This is a genomic window from Mycoplasmopsis adleri (genome assembly GCF_045276205.1).
GTDB lineage: Bacteria > Bacillota_I > Bacilli_A > Mycoplasmatales > Metamycoplasmataceae > Mycoplasmopsis > Mycoplasmopsis adleri.
The window spans coordinates 220,830-246,612 of record NZ_CP174162.1; the positions used below are offsets into that span (position 1 = coordinate 220,830).

Below are 25,783 nucleotides of genomic sequence, written 5' to 3' on the forward strand. Positions count from 1 at the left end.
AATAGACTTTTCATTCTAAAATGAAAATATAAAACAAAAACAGCACTTTAATATAGACATTTTGATATATATTAGCTCAAAAAGTTAATATAACTTCAGCATTAAAATTCAGCGTTTTTATTACTTAAATAAATATATGGAAACATTTAAAGCAAGATAAAAGATCCATTTTTTAATATATTTTTGTTTTGTTTGAATTTTCTTATTTGCTTATTTTATAGTTAAATTTGTTAAAAAATGATGCTATTTATAAGGGGTATATAAACCATACTAAATACATTCAATTTCAACACATCGCTCTGGAACAAAATAATTATGTATAATTTTATAAATAATATAAATAGTTAAGGAGAAATCTTATGGAACACAATAATAAAAACAGTTTTACTAATGAGAAAAACACCAAACACGAAATTAAATCAAAATATTTTAAAATCAAAAACTTTAGAAATATTTGTTTAAAAAATGAAAACGATAAATTTGAAAAATTGTTCCTAAATGCTAATTTAGATAATTTTAAAATTGGGGACTTGATTATTCTTTTATCGAACAACAATGTTGGTAAGACCAATGTTTTAGATGCTTTAAAAATTTATGGCAAAGCAAATAGTTTTAATTGAGAAGTTTATAAACCAAATTACATTGAAGGATATGAACTTTATGATAATGGGTACTTAAGCGTTGACTTCTACAACAATTCAACATTACAAAAAGTTTATAAATTTACAGACGATAACAAAAGATTATACAATGATAAAGAATCGATTTTTATTTCACCTATCGAAATTAAAAACATTATTAAGAGCTACATAGCATATATCAACAATCGTGGTTTCTATACTTCAGAATTTGAAAACTCATGTTTGAGTTATATCACTGATAATTCGCTAGTAGAAATCATAACACCTGAAATCCACTTACAATTAGTATATGAATACCTTACAAATAATGGTACATTTGATATGGATTATAGAGCTCTAAACCAATTCCAAAAATCATTATTTTATGTATTAGTCAATAACTATACTTACTTATTAACACACTACTACTACCAAACGCCAGAATATACCGACTTTAAGCTTGTATTAAGCAATTCAAAACCATTAGTAGGAGTTAATAATTATAATGTTAGAACTCTTGTAGAAATCAAAGAAATACCATCAAATGATAAAATTACACTTGAAACATCACCAGATGAATTATGCAAGATTGTAAACGATGATAATTTAGATCAAATTAGAATTGGATGACCAATTATTGAACAATTAGATTTTGAAACATATGAAGATTCTGATTTTTCATGTAATTATGAAAAACTAGATGATTCAAAACTAGTAAAGAAGATTATCGCATTTTCAGGTTTTAAAACCTCAGAAATTGTTAATATAGTTGAAAAAAGTAAGAATGGTTATTCTTCATTAAGAGATAGTTTAGAAGAAAAAATTAATGATCGCCTTAAATCATTTATGAAAGGATTTAATTCACTAATCAATGATTTTGGTAGTGCTACTGAAGAATATACAATCAAAGTAAAACTTGATAGAAACTATATTGAAATTTGCTTAAAGAGCAAAAAACAACCTCTTCAATTCTCATCACAATCAGAAAGCTTTAAATGATTATTCTCATTCTTCATTTGAACTAAATGAGCTGCTAAACAAGATATTAGCGATTCAATATATCTTTTTGAAGACACATTCTGCTCAAATCTACAACCTAATGTTATAAAGAATGTAAGAACAATGCTAAAAGAATTAGCATATAAATCAAATGCTTTATTTATTATAGGAACACATAATCCTTACTTCGTGGATCCAAACCACTTTGAAGAAGTTAGATTATTAATAAAAGATGATGATAGCAAAGTTTCAATTGATAATAGCTTTTATCCAATCAGCACTAATCCAGAACATGCTTCAGTATCTTCATTATTAAAAGCATTTACATCTGCTAATTTAATTTGAAAAAGAACTAAAAAAACTCAAGTTGTTTTTGTTGAAGACCTCAATAACTATTGCTATATAACAGCATTTTATGAATACTTCACTAGAAACTCAAATAACAAACAAATAGACAATAAAGAATTAATCTTTATTCCAATTACCAATTTAGAAAGTGCAAAAGAAATAGTATCAAAATGTTATTCATTTACTGATAACCTTAATTTCTTATTAAACGGTGGTTCAGATAGCAAGAAAATTTCATCAGCTATAATGAAAGAAAATGATGCTAAAAACATTAATGTATTTATGACAAACGATATTAATTCAGAATGCCGCACACTTGCTGATTTAATTGTAAGCAGTGATAAACAATACATTCAAAATAATACTTTCGAAAATGCAATATCATTCAAAAAAGCTTTAATAAGTGGCTTAATTAAACCTAATGAAAAAACATTAGAAAACTCCCGAGTTTCCAACTTTTACAATGTAATTTTTAACAACTCATCTGTTTGATGAGCTGTTTTTAATAATTTAAAATTTTAATTCATTTAAAATTCTTAAATATGTTTGATAATCTTGAATTGCTTGATTATTGTTGTCGTTAATAATATATTCTTCACTTTCAATTTTTCCGTCAATAATCTTGCATGTTTTGATTGTTTCTTTTATTACATCTTGTAATTTTTTGATTGTGATTTTTTCATCTACAACACCGAGTTCTTTCAAACCTTTGTTTAAATAATTAATAACAAAATTTAATAAAACAAGAGATAAGAAGCAAAGTACGAAATGACCTTCAATATGCTTTTCACTTCATACATAAATAGGTCTTACAGCTAAAGCACTTTTTAAAGCTCTAAAGTTTGATTCTATTTGTCATTGTTTTGAATATAAATTCACAATTTCTTCAGGTGATAAATCAAATCTAGAGGTTTCATAAGCATAATATCCGTCAAACTTTTCATCTTCGATAATTTTGTCATAGTTAAGTTTGTAATAACCTTTACCACCAACTTTTTCGAAGAATTTAAACTTCTTTTGACCGAACATTACTTGATCATGAACTAGTCCGTCTTTATCTTGTCTTTTAATAAAATTATCGATTAAAATTTGTCTATCATTTTTATCTTTTAATGCTCTTTTTTTACTATATGTTACTACCAATCTTCTCTTGTGTCCGTTTGCTCTTCTATTCTTTCAAAACGAATAAAAAGTAGTTTCTTTATATTTAAAATTATTGTCTCCAAAATAGCCGGATTCATCTATTGCAAAGGTCTTTCGGTCATTTGAAGCCGCTTTTAATCTATAAGATAAAATGTAATCAATATCGTTATCTTCTAAGAATCTTATGTTTCTATTTGTACTCATTCCTCTATCAGCAATGAGTGTTACTTTGTTTAATTCATATTGTGATTTTATATCCAAAATAAAATTAATAAATGTTGATGCATCAGCAGTGTTCCCTTTGAATAATTTATAGTGAATTGGAATGCCGTTTTCATCTGTTACTAAACCTAAAACAATTTGATCTTCTTTGAATTTTCCATCTTTAGAATAACCTGGATATCTCAATCCTTCTCTTACAAAACTTTCAAAATATACCGTTGAAGAGTCGTATCAAATAATATCTATTTTTCTATTTTTATCTTTGATCAATGCATCGTTAACACTCTTTAAAATGTTATTTTTATTTTCAGCTAAATAGTCTAAAGTATTATAAAATGTCGTCTTTTCAACTTCTAAATTTATATTGAATTTGTCTTTATTTTTAAAGGATGAAAGCATGCTACCCGGATTTACAATTCTATTTGAAATCATATATTTTAATAAATCATTTAAATACTTGGATTTTGATACTTTAGCATCTTTAAAAGGATTTAATTTTTCTAAGAAACTGTATAACAAATCATATCCATAATTGAACTGTTTTGTTTCAATTTTAACCTTGCTTATATCTAACTCTAATTGTCTAATTATCATATTTCTATCTCAATCAGTATTGTAGTTTTGAGATAGTTTTTTATTTTTTTCTACTGGATTAGAACAATATTTTTCTCATTTTTCAACTGTACCGATACCGATAGATTTCTTATAACCTTTGCCAAATCCTCCTGAAAGTGCTAAAGATAAGTAAGTAGAGTTCTTATTTTTTCTTGAAATTAATAGTCATTTGTCTTTTTTCATATCTTTATTATACCACAAATTACAATGTAATTATGTAAAAAAATAACTTTTTTTATTTATATATAAATAACACTGAAAAAAGTAATAAAAAAAGAGCTCCAACTTGGAAACTCAGGATAACCAAATTCAAGTAATGTTCCTGAATCATAATTATCAATATCGATAATCATAAAGTTAGTTTTATCAATGAAACCAATATCGTTTTGGTAGTAAAAAATATTAAGTTGAGGTTCATCATCTTTTACTGTATCGTTTAATTCAATTGGATTATAAATTTCTAATTTAAATTTGTTTTTAAATTTCTTAGCATAAAGCTCTCTAATTAATCTTGCTTGTTCTCTTCTGGCTTTAATTTCATATTCTGAAAATAAAGGACCTGCTAAATATAGGTTAATTTCTTTCATATGCTGCCTCCTGGTTAACTACTAATTAAATTATATAAGTTAATACTAAAGGCGTTATGAACAAAAAATAATACCAGTTTTATCCGGTACTATTTTGAGTATTGAAATTATGCCTTTAATTGTTGTTCATAATAAGTATTAATTTGAGTTTGAGTTTTTTGATTAACTGGACTAATTGCAACGTGGTTTACATTGTATGTAATTTCGCTTCAGTCCTTAAATAAATCTGTACTTCTATGTCCGATTGTATATGATGATTTAATTTCATATAAGTTTTGAACATATTTCTTAAGATAATCATTAAGTTCAGTGAACTTTGGATCATCTGAAGGAATTATAGGATTATTAAAGGTATTGTTTAAAGCATAATCATAAACTAACTTAAATGCAGGTGTATATTTTACATAATCATAGTTTAGCATTGAGCCAAATGCTTTATAAGCTTCGATTTGTTGTTCTTTTGATCCATTAGCTGCATTAAAAGTTGCTTTTGAAACATTAGCTTCAGTTCATTGAGCAACTGGTTTATTTAAGCCACCTAAGAATGTGTCTTTAGATGATTCAATAATTGTATTAACAACTTCATCGGTTGTATCTTCTGAAATTACTAAACCATCAACAAGCAATAAGTTGACACTAGGTCTAATAAATCTAATTGAACCATCAGGCACATCACTATTTGTAATGTTATCTCTTGAATAGAATGCATCAAGAGCATCACCATTATAAATAATACCTACATTAGTAATCTTAGTTGGGTCAATTAAAGTATTTAATAAATCCAGACCATTACCACTAGTTCTAACATGAGCTGTGTTATTTAAAGCATAGCCAGTACCATCTTTGAATAAAGCTAAAAATTGATCAATTAATGTCTTATAAATAGGTGTTGTAATTTCTTTACCTGTGACACTAGTTGTTTCTTTGATAATAGCTCCACCAGTTGGTTGAGGTACATGTTTTTTCAATGTAGCATCTCAACGATATGAAGAACCATAAATCATATTATCTCTAACAGCATCAGTATATTCATAATATTGGAATGCATCAGTATCATTATTTTTACCATAAGGATTTCTTAATGTTTCTAAAGCATTAATCATTGGAATAGTATTTTTAAGTTGAGCTAATTGACTGTCCTTAGTACTATCATAAATAGTTTTTAAATCCTTATTGATTTTAGTTTCTAAGTCTTTAGTTACATTAAAGAAGAACTTTTCAACTGCTTTTGAATATGCTAAATTGTAAGCAGTTAAATCTTTATCATATTGATTTTTTTCTTCTTGCGTAGCATCTTCACTAGGTTCAGATGGTTCATCCATATTAACTGATTTATACATATCATTATATTTCTTAAGTTTTAATGGGTTATATGCGATAACCATGTCTTGAGCAAAATAAGGTATAAAATAGTTATATAAGTGAATTTTGTTAGGATCATCAGTGGCATAATCTTTATTGAAAAATGGTTTGCCATCAGCCTTTAATTTTTGTTCTCCATTTTTATCTAAAATAGGAATATCATCGAAATATTCATCATATGAAGCTAAATGATTAAACACAACATCAGTTAAAATATTTTTTAAGTTAGCTTGAACGCTTTTTGATTCATCTCAGTTTTCGCCGAAGATATTTTTGAAATCTTTATTAGTAAATCTACGTAATTTGCTAGTTCCTGTGTAATCATTAATGATTAATTTAGCAGCTTGAGCATCGTTTCCAATACCACCAGCTGTTTTGTGGGTTAAAATAGCTTTTGTAAATTCATTAATTGTTCCAAATTGTTTAAATTCAAAATCTTTTCCGAGTCTATTTACAATCCAATCATCCATATATGATTGATAGTTATAGAAAACTGGTCTAAATTTTTCTTTTGTATATTTATAAATTAAGGCAGCTGAAACACCAGCAACAGCAGCTACACCAAGCACACTAAATCCTACTGTTTTTGTAAAGACTTTAGTCTTCATAAAGTACTTAAATTTTTGTCATTTAGTACTGTTTTGAGGTGTTTTTGGTGAATTATCGTTAGGGGTTAATTCTGGATTAACTTGTTCATTGTTTAAGTTATTGTTGTCCATGATTACCTCCTATTGTGATAGTTTCTGTTTTAGGTTCTTGGAATAATAATGAGTGTTTTGAGTGTCTGTTTGCTCTAAGTTTTTTGTTCATTCTAGAAATAGAAATTGATTTGAAAGCAATGTAGAAAATGTTACTTGCTATAACAATAATTAATAAAGCAGCACCAACAACTAAACCTCAAGCTCTGAATTCACCTTCATAAAGTTTGGTACCTAAAGTTGAAGTATTTGATACAGTTCTTAAAATAATGAAGTCATCAAAACTTAAGAATGCAGCAACTAAAGCAGTGAATAAAATTGATGGAATCATAAACACAAAGTAAGTTTTAAATCAAGCTCTAACTTTGTTGTAACCTAAATCTTGAGCAGCTTCTAATTGTGAAAGTTGGAATTTTTCACTTCTTGGGAACATTAAGGTAATACCATAAGGAAGTGCCATAACTGTATGTCCTACAATACCTCTTAATAAACCTTCTTGTGTGTTAACTAAAGTCCCAAATAAAGCAGCAAATAATAAAGCTAAACCAAGGGCAATAATGTTATCAGGGTTAATTAACTTAACATTGTTGATAGCATGAACTACTTGAACATATCTTTTGTTCTTTTGTCTTCACATACCATAGCAAGTAAGTAAAGCAATAATAACTACAAGAATTGAAACTGCAACCGCAATAATAATTGAGTTAAGTAAGGCTATACCTCTACCTTCATTAAAGAAGTATTTTCAGTTATCACCTGTAAAACCGTTTCATGAACTTCTAATAAAACCTTTTTCAGTTGGTTTATTAAAACTGAATACAGCAGCAAAGAATAAAGGAATATAAACAATTAATAAAATAATATGAATATATAATCCACGCAATACTTTTGAAAGTTTCTTATGCATGGTGACCTCTTCTGATGCGGTTAATTCATCTAGGAATGAAGTTAATTAATGCATATGTTCCAATAAATACTGCTGCAACTGCTAATACTAATGTAGTTCCTAAAGCAACTTCATATCTATTAGCTGGGTTTGTATAGTTGTTAATCATTGTACCAACAGTTTGTAATTGTGATCCATCTGGTAATAATTTATCACTAATTACAAAGTTAGTAGCACTAGCTAAGAAGATAATACCAAAACCACTTAAAATAGCTTTTGAAGCATATGGTAAGATAACTTTTCATAATGTTTGGAATGAGTTATATCCTAAGTCATGTGAAGCTTCAATAATGTTTTCAGGCATATCTCTTAAAACTGAGTAAAGAGGCATAATCATATATGGTAAGTTTAAGTAAGTTAAACCAAAAATCATAAATCAAATTTCATTAAGGTCATTTTCTCTAGGCACAATGCTTAAGAAGAAACCTCTAATTGCATAAATTTTAGCAATTGTGAAAATAACCATTGGGCTAAGCATTAAGCTCATTGCATAAATTGGAACGATCTTACTTTTACTTCTAGCAACGAAGTAAGCATAAGGGAATCCAATTAATAAACATAAAATTGCTGAAATAATACCGATGTATAAACTTCTTCAAATTTTTGTTCATGTTTTAGGATCTTTAACTAATTCAGCTGAATCAAAGTTAGTTTGTCCAGTTGATGCAAAAGCGTTAATGATAATCATTAAAATTGGTGTAAATACGAGTAAGATAGCAATTATTAAATAAGGTAGGATTAATAATAATCTTTTATTTAATGAAAGCTTATTTTTAATTCTTGAATTCATTAGTACCGTAATCTCATTTGCTATCTTTATTCATTAAGTGAATTGAGTCGATAGTTCAACTAATATCTACTAAATCACCAACTTCAAATTTCTTACTGGTTTCTACATAAATGTGGTAACCATTATTTAGTTTAACTCTTAAGTAGTAGTAACTACCTCTATATGATAAGTGTTCAACGGTTCCTCTAAGTTTTTCTTTAGTTGTTTTTTTGCTTGCTTTTTTAGCTTTTTCAGCAGCTTCTTCTTCTAAGTCTACAGCAATAATATCAACGTCTTCAGGTCTAATTAAAGCATCAACTTCTTGCTTGTCTTTAAATTCATCTTCTTCGTGAATTGTTTTAAAGTTTTTGCCCATAATATCTACTGTACAGTCTTCTTGGTTAAATACACCATCATAAATATTTGAATCTCCAACGAATGAAGCAACTCATTTATTGATAGGATAGTCATAGATAGCTTTAGGTGTATCGTATTGTTCAATTCTACCACCACGCATGATAGCAACTTTATCTGAAAGTTCTAGAGCTTCATTTTGATCGTGTGTAACAAAGATAAATGTTAAGCCTAATTTTTGTTGAATGCTTCTTAATAAAACTTGCATTTTTTGTCTAATTTTAGCATCCAAAGCACTTAAAGGTTCGTCAAGTAAAAGAATACTTGGTTCAATAATTAAACTTCTAGCAAGTGCAACTCTTTGACGCATACCACCAGAAAGTTCGCTGATAGCTTTCTTTTCATTTCCTTCAAGACCAACAAGTTTAACGATTTCTTTAACTTGTTCGTTCATTTCTTCTCTTGTTAGTTTTCTCTTTAAGAATTTATTTTCGAAAGCTTCAGTTTGTTGTTGAACGTAGTTTTCTCAGTATGAATAGTTAAAGTCTGATTTATCTAATCATTTTTGTCTACGACGATAGGTAATGGTGTTTTCTTTTAAGGTTTCCATTTCCTTCATGTATTTATCTTGTAATTTATCAAGTTCATCCATTTTCTTTTGAGCTAAAGCAGATCATTTAGCTTGCTTTTTGGCTAAGATTTTTTCATATCTAGGATTAATAGTTTCTTTTGGAACTCTTTTTAAAGGAAGCCCAAATTTAATATTACCTTCAACATTTAAGTGAGGGAATAAAGCATAATCTTGGAAAATAGTTGATAAATCTCTTTTGTAAGGTGGTAAATCTTTAATGTCTAATCCATTAAATTTAATTTCACCACGGGTTGGTTTTTCAAAACCAGCAATTAATCTTAAAATAGTTGTTTTACCGCTACCACTAGGTCCAAGCAATGTCACAAATTCACCTTTGGTGATGTCTAAGTCAACATTATCTAAAACAACTTTATCATCAAATTCTTTATAAACTTCAAGCAGCTGAATAATTGATGAAGTTTTTTCTTTCTTTTGGACCATATAATCTCCTTGTTTTAATTTAACTCTTATTAATATAAAAATACAAAATTAACTGTTAGAAAAGTAAAAATTAAAAAGTAAAATACGACCCAATATGGATTAGTATTTTAGAAGATTAAGTGGAGGCTAAATCATATAAATTTTGAGAATATTCTATAACAAAACAAGACAATGAAGGGTTTGAGTCTCCATTGAATTCTAATAATATAAATTTAGATAAAAATTTGTCCGTTTTTAAATTTTGTATTCTCATATTAAATACATATTTTATAGTATATATTTAATAAATTAAATAATTTATAAATTATTATTTTTGAGCTTAAAACCCAGCAGAAATTTGGATCATAAATTAAATTATTTTTTCTTGTTTTGTATAAATAAAAACTAGCAAAATTTTAAATTGATTTAAGATACAAAAACTCAAAATTTAATATGTATAACCGAGAAAAAATTTTAAGCAAAATTTAATGATTAAGTTATTTTTAAAATTAAGATAAATAACACAATAAAAAATAAAAATTTAAACATAATTCCAATATGGGTTTTTGCCGTAAAACACTATAAAAATGTGGAATAAGTATATTTACTAGTATTTAATTAATAATTATTTGTTCAGCTTTTAAACAGAAAATTATTATATGAATCACGGAAGCATTTGTAAAAAATTTTCTATCATAAAGTTAAAATTAGAATATGATTTATTTAATATTAATCGTTGTTAAAAATCAATAAATAATATTTCTAAATATATAACCTGAACATGTTGAATTGTGTTAGCAATTTTTCATTTTCTTTTTTATAATATTTAATGTATTAATAACGCGAATGAGGTAAATATGAAGCAATTTTCAAATTATTCCAAAGTTGATAAAAAATATCGTTGAGATTTAGAAGATATTTTGCAAGGAAAAACATTGCAATTTTGAATGGACAAATTCAAGGATTTATTTAAACAACTTATTGAAACTAAGGACTCGAAATATGACAATATTGATAGTTTTATTAAATCTTTAGAAACCCAGGATGAATTAACTCTTGTTTATAATAAAATTAACAACTATTTATCAAATAAAACTAATGAAAATTTAGTTGATAACGAAATTCAAAAATTATGCTTAGCGTTCAATTCAATGAATGAAGAATTACATAATGAATATGGTTCTGAAATTAATAGATTGTATAAGCATATCGAAAAACTCAAAGTTTGAATTCAAGATGAAAGATTGCAAAAATATAAAAGAAATTTTGATGATCTTCTCGAATCTTATAATCATAAATTAAGCGATGATGTTGAAGAATTTATAGTTAAGAGCAGTTATGGTATGCCAAATATTGAAGATATGTTTAGTATTTTAACTGACGTAGAATTAGACTATAAACCCGCTATAGATTCTAAAAATAAAAAGCATGTTTTAGATCTAGCATCATTTCCAAAATTAGCTAAGTCAGACGATGCGCTTTTGCGTAAAAATGCTGTTTTACAGTATAAAAAAGCAAAATTACAAGTTAAAGAAACCTTAGCAACAATGCTTATTCAAGAATTTAAATCTATTTCAACAGATGCCAAATTAAGAAAATATAAAAGTAGTATAGATATGCTTACTTTTAGCGATAAAGTTAGTGATGAGTTATTAATTAATTTATTTAATCATGTCGCCTCATTAAAATATGATTTACGTAAATATGCTTCATATCATAAGAAATTCTATGAGACTAAATTTCACGAGAAATACCGCAATAAGTACGACGCATATCGTGAATTAATTAAAATCAAAACAAACTATACAATCGAAGATATTCAAAATATAGCTAAAAAAGTTTTTGCTCCATTTCCACAGGAATATGTAAACAAAATTCATGAAGCAATCGATAACAATTGAATTGATTACATGATGGTTAAAAATAAACTTTCAGGTGCATATTCAATTGGAGAAACATATGGAATTGATAAAAAGTATATTTTAATGAACTTCGATGGCGAATTAAGTTCACTTGAAACTTTATGTCATGAGTTAGGTCACTCAATGCATTCATATTATTCAGATAAAAATAATGATATTATCAATGCAAATTATCCAATTATCTTAGCTGAAATAGCTTCGCTTTTTAATGAATTAATGCTTTATGATTATTTATTAAAAACTAGCAAAGATGATAAATTTAAATTTTATATTTACGGCAAGATGATAGATGGTTTTATTGGTAGTGTAGTTACACAAACTATGTGAGCTAATTACGAATATGATTTATATAACAAAGTAGATAAAAATGAAGTTGCTTCAAGTTATGAAGAAGTTGCAAAAGTTTATTACGATTCAACTAGAAAATACACTTGTTCTAAAAAGAAATTTAATGCAAATGATTGTATTGCAGCTGTTTCAGTACCTCATTTTTACATGGGCTTTTATGTATATAAATATGCATTCGGTCAATTAGTAGCAAATTATTTTTATAGTAAATATAAAGAAGATGCAAGTTTTCTTCAAAAATATATCGACAACTTTTTAAGTGTTGGTAATAGATATTATCCACTAGAAACTTTAAAAAGATTAGGCGTTGATTTTATGGATGAAGATTTCTACACACACGGTTTTGCCTACTTTAAAACCATTATCAAAGAGTGAATAAAACTCGGCAAGAAAATTTTCAAAAGCAAAAAATAATTAAGATTTATTCACTCATCTTTTGAATGAATATCTCATTTAATTTTTGTAATAAGTGAACGAAAACGAGAATTTTAATGGCTTTTTCTCATTTTTGTTCACTTTTGTTTTAAAACTATTTTAAGCAGTTATTAAAATTTTGAAATAAAGCCAAATAATAGAAAAAATGCTTAAAATTTTGTGCTTAAGTTATATTAAATTTAAGTATTATATTATAATTGTAATATTATAAATATTACATGTTTGAGCAAAGGAGGTTTATATGTGAAAAATGATGAAGATGTTGCCAAAAAAAGTTAAAGCAATGTTTGCTTTTGGCTCATTCTTAGTTTTAATTTATGTACTTTTAAATATTATGTTACCTAACTTAATTGGTGCCTATATTAAATTAATGATGGACAAAAATCCTCAATTTAGGCTTGAATTTTTAGATGGCAGGATTTATATAGGCACTTTTGATCATGCTCAAGCCGTCAAAATATTAACGGTGGCTGTTGTTGTTCAGACGCTATTGACTGCTGCATTAGCATTTTTATCAACAATGGTTATTATTTATGCATCAGAAATGAGTAGTTATTTCTTTAGAACAACCATTTTTAAGAAAATCCAACAATTATCTCTTAAAAATATTGCTGATTTAAAATCAGAATCAATTATTACTAGAGTTTCTAATGATATAGCTATTTTCTGAGAGTTTTTAGTTAATGGTACAACCATTATGATTAGAAGTATATTCTTAATCGTAGGTGGTGTAGTATTATCATCATTAGTTGATTGAAAAATGGCTTTAAGTATTGTTGCTATTATCCCAGTTGTTGTAGTTTTAATTACTGTAATTGGTTTAACTGCTAGCCCATTACTTAAAAAGACTCAAAAAATTGTAGAAGAAGTTACAAAATCAGTTAATGAAAACATCTCAGGTATTAGAGTTATTAAAACTTTCAACCTTGAAGATGATAGATTTAATAAATTTAAAGATATTAGTCAACGTTGATACAACGTATCATTTAAATCAAGTATGATTTTCACAATAGCCTTCCCAATGTTCTACATGGTCTTAAACTGATTAATGATTGGAATTTATGCTGTAGCTGGTAAATCAGCTGTTAATGGTACTCTTAACCCTACAACTGTTGCTAACATTAACGTGTTTATCGATTACTTATTCTTAATCGCTGGTGGTATTTTATTACTTTTAACATTCCTATTTTCATTCTTTAGAGCAAAGGTTGCAGCTGGTAGAGTTGTTGAAATATTAGACTATAAAACAGATAATCTCTATGTAGCTGAAGGTAAATTTATTGATAAATATGACCTTGAAGTTAATAAACTTTCATTTAAATACTTTGAATCATCACCTAACTATGCTTTAGCAGATGTATCAGTAAGCCTTCCATTTGGTAAAACTTTAGGTATTATAGGACCAACTGGTAGTGGTAAAAGTACTTTTGTAAACCTTCTTATGAATAATTATATTTATAACGAAGGAAGCATTAAAATTGGCGATGTTGAAATTAAAGATATTAACACCAAAAATCTTCATGATTCAATTGGTATTGTTTACCAAGAAGCATTAATGTATACTGGAACAATTCGCAGCAACTTGTTATGAGCTAAACCAGATGCTACCGAAGAAGAACTTAAAGAAGCTTTAGACAACGCTTGTGCTAGCGAATTTATTTCTAAATTTGAAGATGGTTTAGATCACCCAGTTGTACAAGGCGGCAAGAACCTTTCTGGTGGTCAAAAGCAAAGATTATCAGTTGCTAGAACATTATTAAGAAAACCTAAAATTTTAATTTTAGATGACTCAACTAGTGCTTTAGATAACATTACAACTAAAAAAGTAATTAACAATATTAATTCAAACTACAATTGTTCAACAATTATCGTTAGCCAAAAAGTTGGTGCTATTAGAAATGCTGATCAAATTATGGTTTTATCTAATAATGGTTTCATTATTGGTAAAGGTACACACAATGAGTTAATTAAATCATGTGAATTTTATAAACAAATTTATGAAACTCAATTAGAACAATAAGGAGGCAAGATGGATAGATTACTTAAAAAAGACAATAAAATTTCAACTTGAACCTTATTAAGATCAGCTTTTAGATACATGGGCAAAGATAAAGGTGTTTTAATTTGAGGAATTGTATTAGCATTCTTCCAATCACTCTTTTATACTCTTGGTACAGCGATGACTGGTTTAATCGTCATGATATTCTTCCCACCTGAAGTAATTAACCATACTGCGCCATTTAGAACGACCTTATTTATTATCTCTTGTTCAGCAATGGGAGCATGTTTCCTTTTATATGGAATTTTAAGAATTCTACAAGGTAAATTATTTATTTCTTCAGCTTATAAAGTAACATGTAAAATGCGTGAAAAAGCAACTTACAATTTGCTTAATATGCCTATTTCATACCATGATAAGCAACAAGCTGGTAGTCAAATTTCAACTCTTACAAACGATATTAATAATGCTGCTCAATCATTAGTTCAAATCTTAAATGAAACTTTTGGTAACTTATTTAATATCATGTTCTCAGTAATATTTATGTTCCTTTACAGTGTTACTTTGAGTGCAATTATTGTACCAATTAGTCTTGTATTTTTATCATTAAGTTGATTAATTATAGCTAGAGCTAGAAAGCCATACATTAGAGTTATAAACCACTTTGCTGATTTAAATGGTTATGTAGAAGAAATGCTTAAAAACACCAAAGTTACCCAAACTTTTGATAGAGAAAAAGAAGCTAATGAACAATTAGATAAGATAGCTAAAACAATTAAAAAAGATGCCTTTATCGGTGACTTATATGCTAAGTTCTTTGATCCATGATTTACAATCTTTTCAAACTTTTTAGTTTTATTAATTTTAGTTATCACAATTTCATTTTTCAGCAAAAACATTCCATTTTTAGGTTTAGGTAGAGGTGAACCATATGCTTTAGTTATTGGTTATATTAACTTGCTTTGAAACTATACAACTACCGTTCAAGTTTTATTCAACGTTATTTTCTCAGTTCAAATTGGTGTTGCTTCAACTACAAGAATTTTCAAATTAGTTGATTTAGTACCTCCTGCACCTATTCAAAATCCACAATACTTAGATAATGTTCAAGGTCAAATTGAATTTAATAATGTTTCATTTAGATATGATCCAGATTCAGAAAAATACCAATTAAAAAATGCTACATTCTATGCTAAACCAGGTCAAACAATCGCGATTGTAGGACCAACTGGAGCTGGTAAAACAACAATTATTAACCTGCTTAGTAAGTTCTATGATTATGAAGCTGGTTCAATTAAAATCGATGGAATTGAACTTAAAGATATTCCAAAAGATAATTTAAGAGAAAAAATGGCTGTCGTTCTCCAAGATTCATTTATGTTTAACGAATCAATTTGAGATAACTTAAGAGTTGCTAATAAGCGCGCTACTGATAAAGATATTATTGAAGCTGCTAACTTAACAAGTGCTCACAACTTTATCCAAAAATATGAAAATGGTTATGATACTATAATTGAAAATAATGGAGCTAACCTTTCGCAAGGCGAAAGACAATTACTTTCATTAACTAGAGCCATTTTAGGTAATAAGAAAATTTTAGTTCTTGATGAAGCTACTTCAAACGTCGATTCAAATACTGAAAAAATTATTCAAAATGCATTGCAAGAAAGTATCGTGAAGAATAAAACATCATTCGTTATAGCCCACAGATTAAGTACTATTAGAAATGCTAACTTAATCTTAGTTGTTAATGATGGTGAAATCATTGAAAAAGGTACGCACGAAGAATTAATGGCATTAAAAGGTTATTACTACAATTTACATCAATCTCAATTCAAATAGTAAAAGGTTTAGTGCCTTTTATTTTATTCATTCCAGAAATAAAAGTCCCAACATTTGAAAATGTCGGGATTTTTCTGTCCTTTTGGTAAAATAAAAATGATAAAAAGAAAGGACAACATAATTATATATGAAAAACGATAAAAAAATTTTCTGTACTTTGGTTAGAAGTAAAAATGTGCATAACAAAATTCAAACTTCACAAATTCATTTCGCTGTTGATAAGAATTACTCTGAAATTTTAAGCCGCTCGAAAAACTACTCGACACACAAAAACCATATCGGTTTTGCAGAAGTGTTTCAGATAATATATGGATTACTAAATTTTCAATCTTTAAAAGAAATATCTCAAAATATTGAAATATCGACTAAAGCGATTAAAAGGTTTTTATTTAAATATTCAAAAGGAATATATTTAGGCAAAGGCGATAGAAAAACCTGTGATTGTTGTGATGCTAAAATTAAAAAAGTTCGTTATTTAAATCTTGATGAATTTATGATAAATGTTGCTAATTTTGATAAAAGTAAAAGAATAGCATATTCAAAAAAGAAAATAGAACAATATCAAGATTTTAGAAATTTTTGAACAGAGCTTTTTGATGATTATACCCAAAATAGAAATAATAAAGATTTAGCAAAAAGAACGCCTAAGCTAAGCGCTAACGAAATATTAAGAAGATTTGAAGAAAAGTATCCAAACAGCTATAAACCTTCAAAATCTATGGTATATAATTTGATATCACAAAGAGTCTTTAAAGACCTTGAAATAGGCATTTTGGTCAATTTATCCACCAAAGGAATTAAACAAAAACGACCCCCAAAAAGAGACAGTCGAAAGCTTAAAAAGATTGGAGTTAGCATTGATCAACGCAGCACAGAAATCAATGAAAGACTTAGAGATAATGATTATGAATTAGATACTGTTATTGGTTCAAAAACTGATCAATGTTGTTTCGTAACGCTAATTAATAGAAAGACTAGACGCTTCTATTTTCATATGGTACGGCGGACTAGCACTGGTGTTAGAGATGGGCTGATATACCTAATGCAAAAATATAACTTGACAATAGATTCGCTAACCATAGATAATGGTAGTGAAAATGCGAAACTAGATGAAGTGCCAGGTATTAAGCAAATATATAAATGTCACCCATATTGTTCGGGAGAAAAAGGCTCTATCGAAAACTGCCACAGGTTATTAAGACGGTATTTTAAAAAAGGCAAGTCTATAGACCCTTACTACGGTCAAGATTTGACTCCTGTTATGGATTTTATAAATAATTACAAGAGAAGCATTCGCTTCTAATCCAAACTTTTTATGTGCTAAAAAGTTTGACAAAAAGGCACTTACTTTTTTGGAAAAAAGTAAGCAAAAAACTCAAGTTTTTTACAAAACTTGGTATTTTCGTTTAAATTTTTTTAGGATTTTAAAGCTTTTCTTGGTAATAATTTATAATTTTTGTAACATTTTTGATTTTACGCAAAATTAGGACTTTTAAAATTGGAATTTATAAGTGCCTTTTATTTTTTGTTATTTATTTAGGAATTACTGTGAACTGAACTTCAAAAATAACGATTTTTTTAAAACAAATTAATTATTGGAAAAACATTAAAATTCTTCTTTTTTAAAAGAAAAAAACTATAATCATCTTGGGTAGATTATAGTTTTAAAATTTTAAAATCTTTGCGTTTAAATGACGTCGAGATTTTTTGATTCTATTTCTAAAAGTCATTTATGGAAAAACTCTAGAATTTCATCGTTTTGAACAACAATATTCTTTAATGTTTCATCATCTGGATCAAACTTAATTAAAGCTTCTTTAAGCTTAAAAACTAAGTCATCAAGCATTCTATAAAAAGAATAGCCTCTTTTAGATCATTGATATATTTCTTTCGAATATGACTGACTAGAATCAAATTTAAAGTGAATACAAAATTGCTGAAAATCATTTAGCTCCTTGTCTTTTAAAATTTCAGTTTTGTATTCTTTTTGGTTTATTAAGAAACATAAACTTCCATCACTTTTAATAATAAATGCAGCATCGTCATCAGGCGAAATAAATTGCCTTTTGTTTTCTTCATTAACAGCAACATAAAACTTATTTTGAAATTGTACAGTTGATGCGTATATCTTTCTTTTTATTGTTAAGTAGACACTACATTGACTTTCATCCATTTTAGAAAATATATTTTTCTTGTGCTCATAATCTTTTTTATTTCTTTTATTATAAGCTTGAATGATTTCTTCTTTATTGTGAATAAAATCTTCAAATGTTTTTATTTTCTTTAAATGTAAATATGGAGGTAAGAATTGTTGTAGAGAATTATTTGCTCTTTCAACATGAGGTTTAAAAATGGCAATACTAGAGCTTTGGAGTTCTATACCTTTTGAATTTAAATACTGTTTTAAAGGCGTATCCGAATAATCAGTACCTCAAAAAGTTCTTCTTTTATCAGTTCTAATTATTTTTGGTTTACCATAATTTCTAAATAAATCTTCCAATAATTTCATATAGCATAGATTAGTCTCTTCTTGTTCAATATGTACTGCTAAAACTCTTGAAGTTGATGAATCTACAGCTACATAAATATTAGATTTTTCGCCATTCATTCAACGATGTTCACAAGCATCAAGTTCAACTATTTCACCAAAATCAAGGTTATTATCTCTACATTTTCTTGCTTTAAACATTGTCGTTTCCATAGTTTCATTATATTTAATTAATCTTTTTATTGCTATTACATCTCCATTATTTTCTTTAAGTTTTCTTAAATTTTCTCTTGCTTTTTTCTTTGTTTTCTTGGTCATATTTTTTGAATAAAAACCCTTAGCAACCAGATTCTTTATGAATAATCTATAAGTCATATTGTTCTTGCCAAAATCTTTTAAGCAATAATCATAAAAAAATATTAATGAAACAGAACAATCGCATTTTCGGTCATATACATCATCAATAAAAGTGAGATATTCATTAATCAACTCATCAATCCTATTAGTGCTAATTTTTCTATGGTGTTGATTACCTTTATTTTTATGAGAAATAATTAAGCAATTGTTTAACACTTTATCTCTAAGTTTCTTTGCTGTATGCCAATTAATTTGCAAATATTTACTAATTCAAGTGATGGATTTATTCATATTTTTTGCTATAAATTCTAATCTGTACTCATTTCTAAGTTCATAATTCAAACAATTTATTTTTTCAATTTTTTTCATAGCATAAATAAAGATACCAAAAAGTTAAAAATTCGTTATTTTTGAAGTTATTATAAGTATCGTATTTTTGAAGTTCACTTCACAAAGTGCCTTTTATTTTTTGTTATTTATTTAGGAATTACTATTTATAGTGTATAATTTGAATTATTTATTTTATGAAAGTGAGCGATTTATGAAAAAGAAATTATTAAATCTAGCATTATTACCTTTATCAACTTTATCAGTTGTAGTATGTGCTTCATGCGGCAACACAAATGATAAAAAAGACCCAAAACCTATTGATAAAGATAAAGTTCAACCAAAACCTGAACCTGAAAATCCTGTAAATCCAGTTGAACCTGGTAAAAAAGAAGATGAGACAAAACCAACACCTACAGATCCTGTAGTAGATAAATCATTTGAAAACGGTGGAACTCAAAATGGTTTAACTATAAATAAATATTTAGGTCTTATTAATCTTTTCCAATTGTCTTCAAATAAAATTGCGTCGGTTCAATTAGATAAAATTAAAAATATTAAAGCGGATAAATATGATATTACAAACGTTGAAATTCTTTCATATAGCGATGAACATGGAACTTTAAGTTTTAAAGTTAATGGTTTATATGATGGCAAAACAAAAATTGAAAATCAAATTGTAACTTTAAGCGGTTTTGTCACACACGTTTATGGTCAATCAATTAACGCTAAATTTGATTCTAAAAAGCTTGCATTAGACAATCAAAACAACCTTGAAAATATCTTAAACTTGAAAAATCAAGAATTATTATCATACTTTACAGCTTTATCAATTTCAGGTGATGGCACAGAATCAATTGATGTTTTAGAAGAACTTAAAAAAGGAGAAAATGATAGTAGAGTTATTCTTAAATCAATGTCTCTTAAAAAGAAAAATCATGAAACTTATGAATTGAAATTAGTACTTGATTTCAAGCTATATTCTTATGAAAATGGCCATAAAACAGATAAAACAGTAAATTGATATAATAGATCAGTTGATTATCAATTAGGCTTTTTCCAATGATCATTATCTGAATATGTTAATTATATTGGAAATCATGAATTAGTAAAAAATGAAGAAACTATTAACAAGGAAGAAACATTTAATCGTTATGCTTCATTCTATTTAGGCAAATTGTTAAATGGCATCGATTTAGCGCATCAATTTTATACAATAAATTCTAAATATGATCATTTTAACAATGAACCATTAACAGTTAAAGCTAAAAGTATGTTTGCTAATGATTTAACAGGTACTTTATATATTAATTATGTTGTTGTATATGAAAATAGTTCATTAGGTGAATCAATTGAATCTGCCGGAATTTTAAAGGAAGTTTCTGGATTTAAAAAAGTTATTACTGAAGAATTCTTAAAGAAAGCATTTGATATTCAATTCAACATTAGTCAACAAAAACAATTTGAAGAAAGTCCAAAAAAAGGTAAAGCAATTTACAAAGAATTTAAAGAACATGAAAAAGATACTACTCCATATGTTATAACCGATGAAAACCGCATAAAATGAGCTTTTGGGACAAACAATATTGTATATTTACAAAATACTCTTGATGCTAATTCAAAATACAAACCAAATATTTATTTAAATGCTTACTATAACAATCAAAAAATACAAGAACCTGTTGACCACGAAAATAATCACTTCATAAAAACAAGTGCCACTGATCCTAATGGAATTGTAATCTCTGGTTTAGAATTTTCGATTGAAAGTTTAAGTGATTTCAAAGAAACGGAAAACCAAGGAACCAAATTCTTTGAATTTAATATTAATGGAACTATTTCAATTAGTGTTTTAGATTCAAACGCTTCACAAAGTGAAACAAAGACATTTAAATTCCAAGTAAAACCAATTAAAGTTCGTCTTAATGTTGTTAAATAATACAAAGTCGTGAAAACGGCTTTTTTATTTGTTTTATAGGTCTTTTAGACAAAAATGCAAAATAAAAAGCGGTACGTTTTTGTACCACTTAATTATTGAAATTATTTTGCATCTCTAGCAATTTTAATTAATTCCGAAAATACTTTAGGTTCGTTGATTGCTAATTCAGATAACATTTTTCTGTTAATTGTAATGTTAGCTTTCTTTAAACCATTGATGAATTTTGAGTATGATAAACCTTCAGCTCTTGTAGCTGCGTTAATACGTGCTATTCAAAGTTTTCTGAATTGACGTTTAACTTGTTTTCTATCTCTAAATGCGTATGTTCATGATTTAACAACTGCTTGTTTTGCAACTTTATAACCTATTGATTTGTGTCCAAAATAACCTTTAGCAAGTTTAAGTCATTTCTTTCTTCTAGCTCTTGTAACTGTTCCACCTTTTACTCTCATGTTTATGATCCTTTCTTATAATTGTTTGAATAATTAATTTAGTAATGTAAAAATTACATTAAAGCTTTGAATCTTTTTACATCAGAAGCGTGCATTTGAACTGATTTACGAGCTTGACGTTTTTGTTTTGTAGTTTTATTTTGGGCTAAATGTGAACGGTAAGCTTGTTCACGCATAACTTTGCCAGTTCCAGTGATCTTAATACGTTTTTTAAGAGCACTTTTAGTCTTCATTTTAGGCATTTTCTGCTCCTTCTTCGTTATTGTTAGATTCAACAACGTCGTCATCTTGACTATTTGTAGCTTTTTTATCTTCTAAGTTATGTTCTTTTTTGTATTTTGTAACCTTTATTTTATTTGGTTGAAGGTACATATCCAAGAAACGTTCATTAACAATTTCTGGTTCTTTAGTTTTTTCAGCAATATCTTCAACTAATGAGAAAAATTTTTCAAGTGCTTTATATCCAAGTTCAGGTCTAGTAATTTCTCTACCTCTGAACTTTAAACTAACCTTAAGTCTATCGCCTTCAAGCAAGAATTCCCTAGCTTTTCTTGCTTTAGTTTGGATATCATGATCACCAATAAGTGGTGTCAATCTAATTTGACGATTTTGAATTATGGTTTGTTTTTCTTTAGCAGCTTTTTGTTTTTTCTTTCTTTCGTATTTAAACTTACCATAGTTTAAAATACGAGCAATAGGTTTAGGATCAACTGCGATTAAAACTAAATCCATCTTTTGGTCTTTAGCAAGTTGAATTGCTTCAGCAGTGCTATAAACACCTAATTTTTCTCCTTCAGCGCCAATTAAGAACACTTTTGAAAATGGAATATTTTCATTAATTGTATGTTCTTGTTCAGGTTTTTTCATTTTTCTAAGATTTTGAATAATAACTCCTTTAGATAAATTCTTTTTTAAATATAAAAAATTAAAGTGATTTAAACCACTTTACTACATATAAAAGTATCAATAGATATTTTTAATTGTAGCATGAACCCAAGGCTATAACCATCAGGTGAGAACTTAATCTACTTCTGCAATTAAATATTGCTTAATTATTTTAACACAAACGCAATTAATATTTACTATAAATTTTAATAAATTTAAAGGTTATAAATTCCAATTTTAAAAGTCCTAATTTCGGTTCTCGAATATAATAATGTTTGTTATTTTTGATATACTATTATTAGTTATTCAAAGCTAGAATTCAAGTTTAACACGCAGATTATAGTTGAGTTTTTTATTATTTTTCATAATAAATTAAAATGCGTGATTGTTCTTGTTTTGGATACTTTTTTTATATAAAAAAACGCCCCACATTAAAGTTTTAACCTAAAATGTGTTGCGCTTGTAATTACAATCAAATTATTTTTTGTTCATTTTTACTGTAAGTAATATGTTTTGAATAATAAAGAATATTGAAAATATACAATTGAGTGCCATAAAAACAATTAATGTTATTTCTGATGCTGCATTGCTTTGTTCGAAAAATATTAAAGTTAATATGATTGAAACAAAATAGATTATTGCATAAGGTATAAATGCATAAAGAACAGCTTTTCTTTCCTTTGCTAAATTAGGATATATTGATCCATCTAACAATAAGAAAATGATGAAAAAGACTGTTAAAGCAAAGAAACCAAACATAAAGCTAAAGTTAGTTATCGGGAGAACATTTGCAATTTTTGAATTTAATTCATAAATAACTTTAATCATTTCAACAAGAGAAGTAATGAGAATGCCTAAAAATAAGAACATTAATGATATAGATTCTATATTTAAACTCTTATATTTTTTATTCATTTTTTGCTCCTCTTAATTTTTCATTTAATTCAAATAATAAAATTTGTCTAATATCAAGTTCATTATCTGAGCCTAAATTTTCAATGATTTGTTTATTGAATGGAACTAATACCTCATCGATATTGTTTAAGTTTTTAAACTTATTTTTAATATATTGATTTTTCTCATTAGCACTATTAAATAGTCTTTTTAGTGAATTTATTTCTCTCTTAGAATTTGTTGAGTGATTAAGAAATTCTTCTTCTATATTTTCTTTATTTGTAATTATTTCATTTACATATTTAGCGATATTTTTAATTTTTTCATTGTGCATTAATTCATTACATAAATCATCAATTAAGTATTGAACTTCTTCAATAGAATCGATTTTTGATATTTTTTCATTTATGTATTTTTTAAATTCTTTAATGCTATTATTAGTTGAAATGTTTAGAATGTGATGATTTGTAAAATAAGCAATAAATAAATTAGAAACATATAAATCTAGGATGTATTTAGCTAATATTTTTACATTATAGTATTGCTTTTTACTTAGTAGAAAAGCAATGTCAATTAAAGAATTTTTGATTTTTTGAAAACTAACTTTTTGTTCAGATTTTTCATCATGATCTACAGAATAAAAACTGAATAATTGGTGAATTTTCATAGCTAACATTCAATTATAATTTGGTATTACAACACCATCTTTTTGTTCTGTGTAATATGATAATATTGCTTTTGGAAATAGAACTTCGATTTCTTTACCTTTATAATCAAGTTTAGCAACTATATTGTCGATATAATTAATTTTTAGATTATCAATACTATTTAAAAATTCATAATCTTTTAAATTTCTAACACTGATAAAATCTAAATCATTCGTTTCTCTCCAAAAATCTTTATATTTTATCGATAATGCTTTACTTCCTTGTAAAACTAAATGATTGTTATTAAAGGTTTTTATAAGTTCAAGTTCATCAGTATTATTTTTTTGTATTTCTTCATTCAATTCTTTGAGCAATTGAGTTTTTATTAAAAAGGCAAATTTAATTTTTGCTCATTTAATCGCTCTAAAAATATTGAATTTATAATACTTATTTACTAATATTGATGATATCGAATTAAATAATCAAATGATCAAGCCTCATAAACCAAATATATTCATAACAACAAAAATAGGTTGAAAAATTTTTATAGTCTTTTTAGGAAAACCAAAAAAAGTAATGTATTTTTCAGGGCTCGAAATCAAGAATAAAGTTAAGTAACTTAAAGAAATTAAGAATATTGTCGAGAAAAGAGTAGACACATAATATTGAACTAATTTCTTTTTGATGACATGTTTTTCTATTATTGTACTTTTTTGTTCTAGTATCATGATGATGACCATCTTTCTCTTCTTAAAGCTTCTCTATATCTTTCACTAGCGATTTCCTTTTTGTTTTTAACAAAGGTTAATGTTCTATTAATTTTTCCTTTAGCAACTGGCAAGGTTAATAAATTAGTTATTCCCAATTCTATGTTATTTAAAGCTTTTTTGGCGAATTCCAAACTGCCTAAAATACCAATAAGATCTTTTTTCTCTTGAAATGTTACAATAGTGCCAAAAATATCAATTATAAATTGTTTTGAATATTCAAAGTCTTTTTCATCTTGTTCTAAAGCACTAAGGACAGTAGTTATTGTTTGCCCTATCATTACTGCTGTATCAATTTCGGCTACTCCTGTTTCATTGATTTCTGAAAGCATTGTACTAAGCGTTCCAGATAATTGTCATAATGGATTTAAGGCTCTTAAAAAATCCTTTGCACCCGAGAAGAAAGATTTTAACCCGCTGTGAAATTCATAAAACGATTTTATTTCTAGTGAAATTTTTTTGTTAATCTCATTTCATTCACTTTCAGTTAAATAATCACCTAAGGAATGTGATATCGAACTAATATAGGAGTCATAAATATCCATTGGGATTAAGTTTTCATAAGAATAAGCATTTCTAACAGCTTCGGTAGAATTTCTAATTTTTATGAATTCTTCATATTCTTTTTTAATATTATTTAATTTTTCTAAAAAGTGTTTGTGGTTTGAATTTTCTTCAATGTTTTGATTTTGTTGAATTTGTGTATTTGTGTTATAAACAATCATAAAACTCCTTTACTTTTATTTTTGCAAATAATTTAGAATTAT

Annotated in this window: 19 protein-coding genes; 6 read left to right on the forward strand and 13 right to left on the reverse strand. The window is 26.8% G+C overall.

Annotated features, from left to right (window positions below; translation table 4 throughout):
* Window positions 1-359: 359 nt before the first annotated feature.
* Window positions 360-2,489, forward strand: coding sequence for a hypothetical protein (locus tag ACJA22_RS00940; protein WP_406617258.1), 2,130 nt, complete (start codon window positions 360-362; stop codon window positions 2,487-2,489).
* On the opposite strand, the gene ACJA22_RS00945 is transcribed toward ACJA22_RS00940, so the two are convergent.
* The 6 genes from ACJA22_RS00945 to ACJA22_RS00970 form a co-directional block, all read right to left on the reverse strand.
* Window positions 2,478-4,130, reverse strand: coding sequence for an IS1634 family transposase (locus tag ACJA22_RS00945; RefSeq protein ID WP_406617259.1), 1,653 nt, complete (start codon window positions 4,128-4,130; stop codon window positions 2,478-2,480). The two genes, ACJA22_RS00940 and ACJA22_RS00945, sit on opposite strands and share 12 nt — an antisense overlap.
* A 56-nt stretch (window positions 4,131-4,186) precedes the next feature.
* Window positions 4,187-4,534: a nucleoside 2-deoxyribosyltransferase gene (locus ACJA22_RS00950; RefSeq protein WP_406617260.1), complete on the reverse strand. Its 348-nt coding sequence runs from the start codon at window positions 4,532-4,534 to the stop codon at window positions 4,187-4,189.
* A gap of 107 nt (window positions 4,535-4,641) precedes the next feature.
* Entirely contained in the window at window positions 4,642-6,615 is a 1,974-nt protein-coding gene (locus tag ACJA22_RS00955; RefSeq protein WP_406617261.1) for a hypothetical protein, read from the reverse strand.
* Window positions 6,602-7,501 carry an ABC transporter permease gene (locus ACJA22_RS00960; RefSeq protein ID WP_406617263.1) on the reverse strand — a complete coding sequence of 300 codons (900 nt, stop codon included), beginning with the start codon at window positions 7,499-7,501 and terminating at the stop codon, window positions 6,602-6,604. The genes ACJA22_RS00955 and ACJA22_RS00960 overlap by 14 nt, the downstream gene beginning before the upstream one ends.
* A complete protein-coding gene (locus tag ACJA22_RS00965; protein ID WP_406617265.1) occupies window positions 7,494-8,330 on the reverse strand; it encodes an ABC transporter permease in 837 nt (278 codons plus the stop codon). Before ACJA22_RS00965 ends, ACJA22_RS00960 begins: the two co-directional genes overlap by 8 nt.
* Window positions 8,314-9,735 (reverse strand): ABC transporter ATP-binding protein, encoded by a 1,422-nt coding sequence (locus ACJA22_RS00970; protein ID WP_406617266.1) that lies wholly within the window; start codon window positions 9,733-9,735, stop codon window positions 8,314-8,316. Before ACJA22_RS00970 ends, ACJA22_RS00965 begins: the two co-directional genes overlap by 17 nt.
* An 836-nt stretch (window positions 9,736-10,571) precedes the next feature.
* Between ACJA22_RS00970 and ACJA22_RS00975 the strand changes: the two genes are divergently transcribed.
* The 4 genes from ACJA22_RS00975 (at window position 10,572) to ACJA22_RS00990 (ending at window position 17,563) form a co-directional block, all read left to right on the forward strand.
* Entirely contained in the window at window positions 10,572-12,398 is a 1,827-nt protein-coding gene (locus ACJA22_RS00975; RefSeq protein ID WP_406617267.1) for a M3 family oligoendopeptidase, read from the forward strand.
* A 262-nt stretch (window positions 12,399-12,660) separates the two neighbouring features.
* Window positions 12,661-14,439 carry an ABC transporter ATP-binding protein gene (locus ACJA22_RS00980; RefSeq protein WP_406617268.1) on the forward strand — a complete coding sequence of 593 codons (1,779 nt, stop codon included), beginning with the start codon at window positions 12,661-12,663 and terminating at the stop codon, window positions 14,437-14,439.
* Between the two features lie 9 nt (window positions 14,440-14,448).
* The gene (locus ACJA22_RS00985; protein ID WP_406617269.1) at window positions 14,449-16,260 is read left to right on the forward strand and encodes an ABC transporter ATP-binding protein; all 1,812 of its coding nucleotides are present in this window, start codon (window positions 14,449-14,451) and stop codon (window positions 16,258-16,260) included.
* Between the two features lie 127 nt (window positions 16,261-16,387).
* The gene (locus ACJA22_RS00990) at window positions 16,388-17,563 is read left to right on the forward strand and encodes an IS30 family transposase (RefSeq protein ID WP_406616729.1); all 1,176 of its coding nucleotides are present in this window, start codon (window positions 16,388-16,390) and stop codon (window positions 17,561-17,563) included.
* Between the two features lie 384 nt (window positions 17,564-17,947).
* Here the strand turns inward: ACJA22_RS00990 and ACJA22_RS00995 are convergent, their stop codons facing one another.
* Window positions 17,948-19,474: a hypothetical protein gene (locus tag ACJA22_RS00995; RefSeq protein ID WP_406617270.1), complete on the reverse strand. Its 1,527-nt coding sequence runs from the start codon at window positions 19,472-19,474 to the stop codon at window positions 17,948-17,950.
* A 172-nt stretch (window positions 19,475-19,646) separates the two neighbouring features.
* Between ACJA22_RS00995 and ACJA22_RS01000 the strand changes: the two genes are divergently transcribed.
* Window positions 19,647-21,371, forward strand: coding sequence for a hypothetical protein (locus ACJA22_RS01000; RefSeq protein ID WP_406617271.1), 1,725 nt, complete (start codon window positions 19,647-19,649; stop codon window positions 21,369-21,371).
* A 101-nt stretch (window positions 21,372-21,472) separates the two neighbouring features.
* Here the strand turns inward: ACJA22_RS01000 and rplT are convergent, their stop codons facing one another.
* From rplT to ACJA22_RS01030, 6 genes are all read right to left on the reverse strand, one after another.
* Complete coding sequence (gene rplT / locus ACJA22_RS01005; RefSeq protein ID WP_406617272.1) at window positions 21,473-21,823, reverse strand: 50S ribosomal protein L20; 351 nt, start codon at window positions 21,821-21,823, stop codon at window positions 21,473-21,475.
* A 53-nt stretch (window positions 21,824-21,876) separates the two neighbouring features.
* Window positions 21,877-22,065, reverse strand: a complete 189-nt coding sequence (gene rpmI / locus ACJA22_RS01010) for a 50S ribosomal protein L35 (RefSeq protein ID WP_027335021.1) — start codon at window positions 22,063-22,065, stop codon at window positions 21,877-21,879.
* The gene (gene infC, locus ACJA22_RS01015; RefSeq protein WP_406617273.1) at window positions 22,058-22,690 is read right to left on the reverse strand and encodes a translation initiation factor IF-3; all 633 of its coding nucleotides are present in this window, start codon (window positions 22,688-22,690) and stop codon (window positions 22,058-22,060) included. The genes rpmI and infC overlap by 8 nt, the downstream gene beginning before the upstream one ends.
* A 495-nt stretch (window positions 22,691-23,185) precedes the next feature.
* Window positions 23,186-23,623 (reverse strand): hypothetical protein, encoded by a 438-nt coding sequence (locus tag ACJA22_RS01020; RefSeq protein WP_406617275.1) that lies wholly within the window; start codon window positions 23,621-23,623, stop codon window positions 23,186-23,188.
* Complete coding sequence (locus ACJA22_RS01025) at window positions 23,616-24,977, reverse strand: MAG4530 family protein (RefSeq protein WP_406617276.1); 1,362 nt, start codon at window positions 24,975-24,977, stop codon at window positions 23,616-23,618. Before ACJA22_RS01025 ends, ACJA22_RS01020 begins: the two co-directional genes overlap by 8 nt.
* Window positions 24,968-25,741 (reverse strand): hypothetical protein, encoded by a 774-nt coding sequence (locus ACJA22_RS01030; RefSeq protein WP_406617278.1) that lies wholly within the window; start codon window positions 25,739-25,741, stop codon window positions 24,968-24,970. Before ACJA22_RS01030 ends, ACJA22_RS01025 begins: the two co-directional genes overlap by 10 nt.
* Window positions 25,742-25,783 lie beyond the last annotated feature (42 nt).